Source organism: Bacillota bacterium (assembly GCA_024655925.1).
Lineage (GTDB): Bacteria > Bacillota > DTU025 > DTU025 > JANLFS01 > JANLFS01.
This window is the reverse complement of record JANLFS010000205.1, coordinates 1-2,338: the sequence shown is the minus strand read 5'-3', so window position 1 is coordinate 2,338 and position 2,338 is coordinate 1. Positions and strand designations below refer to the sequence as shown.

Here is a 2,338-nt window from a genome sequence, read left to right as displayed (position 1 = left end):
TCATCGCCGCCAACATCTCCACTCCAGTTAGCTCTCATGCCTTGCGGAAGTGCTGCTTGCCACTCGCCGGCCTACTCCTTTTCTCTGTCCTTCTTGGCCTGCTCGATGATGCGCGCGGCTATGCCGGCCGGCGCCTCCTCGTAGTGGTCGAATTCGGTGGTGAACGACCCGCGTCCACCGGTCATGGAACGGAGATCTATCGAGTACTTGAACATCTCGGCCATGGGAACGAGCGCCCGGACCACCTGGTACTTGCCCTGAGACTCCATGCCCAGTATCCGGCCGCGCTTCTTGTTGAAGTCACCGATAACATCGCCCATGTACTCCTCGGGCACGACGACCTCAGCTTTCAGGATGGGCTCGAGTATGATCGGGTTCGCCTCAGCGCACCCCTTCTTGAGCGCCAGCTGCGCAGCGATCTTGAACGCCATTTCTGAGGAGTCGACCGAGTGATAAGACCCATCGTACAGGGAGCACTTGATATCCACAAGCGGATAGCCCGCCTGTATTCCCTCGGGCAAGGCCTCACGCAGGCCTTTCTCAACAGCGGGTATGAACTGCCTCGGGACTGCGCCTCCGAAAATCTTGTCCTCGAACTCGAACCCGGTGCCCGTGGGAAGCGGGGAGATCTCGAGCCAGACGTGGCCGTACTGCCCGCGGCCTCCGGTTTGCTTCTTGTGCTTGCCCTCTACCTTGACCGTGCTCTTTATGGTCTCACGGTAAGGCACTTTTGGGGTATCGAGGACCACGTCCACGCCGAACTTCCTCTTGAGGCGGTCAGCGATGATCTCGAGGTGAACCTCGCCCATTCCTGAGACAACAAGCTCGCCGGTCTCGACCTCCTTGGTGTACCTTAATGTCGGGTCCTCCTCCTGGATGCGGGCGATACCGGAGCCGATCTTGTCCTCGTCCCCCTTGGCCTTGGGCTTCATAGAAAGGGACAGCACAGGGCTGGGAAAAGCGATCCTATCGAACACCACTGGCTTGTCGCGGTCGCAGAAAGTGTCGCCTGTGGTCGTTTCAGTCAGCTTGGCGACAGCCGCGATATCCCCGGGGCCGACCTCGGCTGTGGGGATCTGCTGCTTGCCTTTGACCAGGAACACTTGCCCGAACCGCTCGCCCTTTTCCTTGCTCGCATTGTAGACCTGGGTGTCGGACCGGACCACCCCGGAATAGACCCGGAAGAGCGTGATCTTGCCTACGTAAGGGTCCGCCATGGTCTTGAACACCAGAGCACTCATGGGTTCGCCCTCTTCGGACTTCCGCTCCACGCGATCGCCCGTCACAGGGTTCACACCTTCCACGGCCCCGGCAGCAATGGGCGACGGGCACAGGGAGACGATGGCATCGAGAACGGGCTGCACACCGATGAGCTTGAGCGCGGAGACGCAGAAGACTGGGATAACCGATCCCGATGCGACCCCGGCGGCGAGGCCCGCCTCGAACTCCTCCTGAGTCAAAGGCTTACCCTCGAGGTACTTCATGAGCAGTTCCTCGTCGGTCTCAGCGGCGTACTCAAGGAGTTTGTCGCGGTGCTCTGATGCTGAGTCCACGAGGTCCGAAGGGATCTCAGCCTCAGTCATACTCTTGCCGGTGGCGTCCGACCATGTGTAGGCCTTCATCTTGATAAGGTCGACGACCCCGCGAAACTTGTCACCCTGGCCTATCGGAAGCTGCGCTGGAACCACATTATTCCCGAACGCCGCTCGCATCGATTCCACAACCCGGTCGAAATCGGCGTTCTCCCAATCCATACGGCTGACGATTCCGATCCTCGGGAGCTTCCGCTCTTCCGCGAACCGCCAGACGTTCTCCGTTCCGACTTCGACCCCTCCGACAGCGTCCGCGAGCACCACGGCGGATTCGACCACGCGCAACGCCCCAACGACCTCACCGATGAAATCGGAGTAGCCCGGGGTGTCCACTATGTTGACCCTGCAGCCGTTCCATTCAACCGGAGCGACCGCGGCGTTGATGGAGATCTTGCGCTTGACCTCGTCAGGGTCATAGTCAGTTGTGGAGGTGCCCTCGTCTACCTTCCCGAACCGGTCGACCGCCCCACTGAGGAAGAGCATGGCCTCGGTGAGAGTGGTCTTGCCGGCTCCACCGTGGGACACAATGGCGAGGTTCCGCAGCTGTTCTATCTGGTATTTCTTCAAGCGATCTCCTCCCTTGACCCTCCGCTCGCAGCTCCCCAGAATCACTGCATTAGAGCAGTCAAAACTCACTGACTCCAGTATTCTACACTTACTGGCTGGAGATATCAAGCGATCAGAACTTGATCTCTCGCCTTTCGATATACGCTTCCAATTTCCTACCAATCATTGACCAGACGGGT

At 59.5% G+C, this 2,338-nt stretch carries 1 protein-coding gene; it reads right to left on the bottom strand.

Features of this window, described 5'->3' with window-relative positions:
* Positions 1 to 71: 71 nt before the first annotated feature.
* A complete protein-coding gene (gene fusA, locus NUW23_16095; GenBank protein ID MCR4427671.1) occupies positions 72 to 2,159 on the bottom strand; it encodes an elongation factor G in 2,088 nt (695 codons plus the stop codon).
* Between the last annotated feature and the right edge of the window lie 179 nt (positions 2,160 to 2,338).